The sequence below is a fragment of the Pantoea stewartii subsp. stewartii genome (assembly GCF_008801695.1).
Taxonomy (GTDB): domain Bacteria; phylum Pseudomonadota; class Gammaproteobacteria; order Enterobacterales; family Enterobacteriaceae; genus Pantoea; species Pantoea stewartii.
Map to the genome: position 1 here is coordinate 1 of NZ_VZPF01000152.1, position 3,945 is coordinate 3,945.

Consider the following 3,945-nt stretch of genomic DNA (forward strand, 5'->3'; position numbering starts at 1 on the left):
ACCAATCGATGAGCGGGCACAGCAGAGTGTTCTGGCAACATGACTGACGGTGTCACCACGATGCAGCATCAGCATGGCGGTGAGCCGCCGGGCGTGGTTTTTGTCCTTTGTTTTATGGATAGTTTTCTGCATCAGGCGTCGTTCGGTTCTGGGTATTGGTGCTATGATCGACATTGCTCAGTCCGGCTGGTGATTTGGGATATTCAGCGATTGATCAGATCGCATAAACCGGACTGAGTTCCCTCTAAGTGATCTACTATTCCGAGCAGTTATTTAGCTGATCCGGTAAAGTCGCGCTGGCCATGATCCGCAGCGGAATGATATTGACCAGCGGCAGGGGCCGATCGAAGGGAGCCAGCGTCATGCCCATTTGCGAAACAGGTAGCGTCACGATATCAAAAGCCTTGCCATCGGACGTATCGACCATGACTTCAAAGCGCTCGCCCGGCAGGAGCGGAAGGGAGTCGACTTTTACCGGCTCAGGCAGCAGACCGCCGTCACTGGCAATCACATACAGTGGGCGTTTATCGCTGGCAGCCAGATGCAGCGAACGGGCATTGCAGCCATTAAGCAAACGCAGACGTAACCATCCACGCGGTACGGCATGCTGAGGATACTGCGCACCGTTGGTCAGCATCATGTCGCCGAACCAGCCCACTGCGGCCCGCATAATATCAAGCTCATAATCGATGCGGTCACCGGATGAGGTGAGCTGTTTGTCCTGAAAAATCAGTGGAACATCATCGGTGCCCCATTGATTAGGCAGACGAAGCGTTCCTGACGGCTGATCCTCTAACACAATCATGCCGGCCAGCCCCTGGGCAACCTGATGACCCGTTTTGCCATGCAGATGAGGATGATACCAGCAGGTGGCGGCAGGCTGGTCCGGCGTAAACGTCACCTGACGCGTGGCGCCCGGCGCAATGATTCCCTGCGGTCCACCGTCCACCTCGCCGGGGATTTCCAGACCGTGCCAGTGCAGGGTCGTCGCTTCACTAAGCCGGTTATGAATATTGATGGTGGCCGCCTTGCCACGCTGGAGCCGAATTGCGGGCCCCAACAGGCTGCCATTGTAGCCCCAGGTGGGTACGTCTTTGCCCTGCCACTGGCTGATGCCCGGCATCGCCGTCAGGCTGTACTCTCCTTTCGCATCCGCGTCCAGCAGGGAAGGAACCGGCAGCAGTGGCCGACTGGCCGCCATCAGGGATCGGCTCCAGAGCGGCAGCGCCCCTGCAGCACCCAGTGCCGCGCTCAGTTTCAGAAAGTGACGACGTTGCATAATCCGCATCCTTGTAACGAAATGACCTCAAGCCTAAACCCTGCCCTTATGGCAAGGTCAAGCATCAGCAGGCTGAATGCCCCAAAAATCGTAAATTGATCGAAAATCTTTACACAACTGTGCTAACGTCTTTCAGACGACTATTACATGAGAATATCTATGAAGAAGAGCATCAGGATCCTGCTACTGGCAGGACTCTTCGGCTTCTCCTCCACCAGCTTTGCCCTGAGCGAATCCGAAGCAGAAGATCTTGCCGATCTGACTGCGGTATTCGTTTATCTCAAGAACGACTGTGGCTATCAGGATTTGCCCGATGCGCAGATCCGCAAGGCGTTGGTGTTTTTTGCCCAGCAAAACCGCTGGGATTTAAGCAATTACAACAACTACAACATGAAAGCCCTGGGTGAAGACAGTTACCGTGATTTGAGCGGTATCGCGATTGCCAACGACAAAAAATGCAAGTCTCTGGCCAGAGATTCTCTCAGCTTGCTTGCCTATGTAAAGTAGCGCCCCAGCCCGCTCTCCCGTCAGACATTTGACCGTGCAACGACTATCATAGTTAGCTATGATGTTTCGCCGATTTTTATGGCAATGTCACGAAGGAGAGCCCCATCATGGCCCAAAACGAGATGTGGTATGAAACACTTCATACCGGCTTTGGCCAGTATTTTACCGTCGATAAAGAGCTTTATCGTGATAAAACGGCCCACCAGGATTTAATCATCTTTGAAAATGCGGCGATGGGCCGCGTTATGGCGCTGGATGGCGTGGTGCAAACGACCGAACGTGATGAATTTATCTATCACGAAATGATGACGCATGTGCCGTTGCTGGCGCATGGTGCCGCCAAAAGCGTACTGATTATTGGAGGGGGCGATGGCGCGATGTTGCGCGAAGTGTCCCGCCATACCGGCATTGAGAAAATCACCATGGTCGAGATCGACGCCGGCGTGGTGACCTTCTGTCGTCAGTATCTGCCGAACCACAGCGCTGGTGCGTACGACGATCCGCGTTTTAATCTGGTCATCGATGATGGTGTGAATTTCGTCAACCGCACCACCGAAAAGTTTGACGTTATCATCTCTGACTGTACCGATCCCATTGGGCCTGGCGAAAGCCTGTTTACGTCCGACTTTTATGCGGGCTGTAAAAATGCGCTGAATGAAAATGGGATCTTTGTTGCCCAGAACGGCGTTTGCTTCCTGCAGCAGGATGAAGCGGTTAACAGCCATCGTAAACTCAGCCATTACTTTGCCGATGTCAGTTTTTACCAGGCGGCCATCCCAACCTACTACGGCGGCATCATGACCTTTGCCTGGGCAAGCGATAATCCGGCCCTGCGCCAGCTCGATCCCGCCCTTCTGCAGGCGCGCTTTGCGGCCTCGGGCCTGAACTGCCGTTACTACACACCGGCGATCCACACGGGCAGCTTTGCTCTGCCACAATATCTGTTGAATGCTCTGTCAGAGACGCGCTGATCGATCATTTATAAGGGGGTGAATAAAATTGCAAAAGCTAAAACTGCATGGCTTCAATAATCTGACCAAAAGCCTGAGTTTTTGTATCTACGATATTTGCTATGCGAATACCGAAGCCGAGCGCGATGGTTATATTGCTTATATCGATGAGCAATACAATGCCAATCGCCTGACGGAAATTTTGACCGAAACCTGTTCGATTATTGGTGCGAATGTGCTGAACATTGCGCGCCAGGATTATGAGCCACAGGGTGCCAGCGTCACGATTTTGGTCAGTGAAGAACCTGTTGTTCCTAAAGATATTGATACGTCTGAGCATCCCGGCCCGTTGCCTAATTCCGTGGTCGCGCATCTTGATAAAAGCCATATTTGTGTGCACACGTATCCGGAAAGCCATCCTGAAGGCGGCCTCTGTACCTTCCGTGCAGACATTGAGGTCTCAACCTGCGGCGTGATCTCACCGCTTAAGGCGCTCAATTACCTGATTCACCAGCTGGAATCTGACATTGTCACTGTGGACTACCGCGTACGGGGTTTTACACGTGATGTGAACGGCGTTAAACACTTTATCGACCATGAAATTAACTCCATCCAAAACTTCATGTCCGACGATATGAAGCGGATGTACGATATGGTTGATGTGAATGTTTACCAGGAAAACATCTTCCATACCAAGATGTTGCTGAAAGAATTCGATTTAAAACATTATCTCTTTAATACCCGCCCGGAAGATCTGACACCGCAGGAGCACAAACGCATTACTGACCTGCTGTGGAAAGAGATGCGTGAGATTTATTACGGTCGCAATATTCCGTCTGTGGGATTAAAAACCTACTAAGTTATGCCCCCTTTGCGGGGCATTCTCTCTTTCGTCTGCCTGTTATCTGTCACAGCCCGTTCAGGGCCACTTATTGCGCCCTGCGAACCAGGGTAGCCCCGGCTGCCTTTCTTTCGCGACATGTCATCTTGCGATGGTGAGACTGGCAGACCCGTTACGACGTTCTTCCGTGAAATAAATCAGCCGTAAGCGTCGCATTCAGACCGTATTGACGTTCAGGCAGAGGGAAGCTCGACCTTCCATGGCAGCAGATCGCGGACCCGGTTCACCGGCCAGTCCTGTATATGACCGATGACGTAACGCAACCACGTCTCGGGGTCAACGCCGTTAAGCCGGCAGGTGACGATCAG

At 52.5% G+C, this 3,945-nt stretch carries 4 protein-coding genes and 2 pseudogenes; 3 read left to right on the forward strand and 3 right to left on the reverse strand.

What is annotated here, in order from left to right; translation table 11 throughout:
• Positions 1-174: pseudogene (locus F7Q90_RS24860) on the reverse strand (IS630 family transposase); the annotation flags it as partial.
• 100 nt (positions 175-274) lie between these two features.
• Positions 275-1,279: pseudogene (gene cueO / locus F7Q90_RS24865) on the reverse strand (multicopper oxidase CueO); the annotation flags it as partial.
• A gap of 159 nt (positions 1,280-1,438) precedes the next feature.
• Between cueO and F7Q90_RS24870 the strand changes: the two are divergent.
• From F7Q90_RS24870 to speD, 3 genes are all read left to right on the forward strand, one after another.
• The gene (locus F7Q90_RS24870; protein ID WP_006117717.1) at positions 1,439-1,786 is read left to right on the forward strand and encodes a YacC family pilotin-like protein; all 348 of its coding nucleotides are present in this window, start codon (positions 1,439-1,441) and stop codon (positions 1,784-1,786) included.
• 107 nt (positions 1,787-1,893) lie between these two features.
• The gene (gene speE / locus F7Q90_RS24875) at positions 1,894-2,757 is read left to right on the forward strand and encodes a polyamine aminopropyltransferase (RefSeq protein WP_006117716.1); all 864 of its coding nucleotides are present in this window, start codon (positions 1,894-1,896) and stop codon (positions 2,755-2,757) included.
• A gap of 28 nt (positions 2,758-2,785) precedes the next feature.
• Complete coding sequence (speD, locus tag F7Q90_RS24880; RefSeq protein WP_006117715.1) at positions 2,786-3,595, forward strand: adenosylmethionine decarboxylase; 810 nt, start codon at positions 2,786-2,788, stop codon at positions 3,593-3,595.
• A 215-nt stretch (positions 3,596-3,810) separates the two neighbouring features.
• Here speD and F7Q90_RS24885 read toward each other — a convergent pair.
• Positions 3,811-3,945: transposase domain-containing protein (locus F7Q90_RS24885; RefSeq protein ID WP_151161057.1), on the reverse strand; the 135-nt coding region annotated here is incomplete at its 5' end.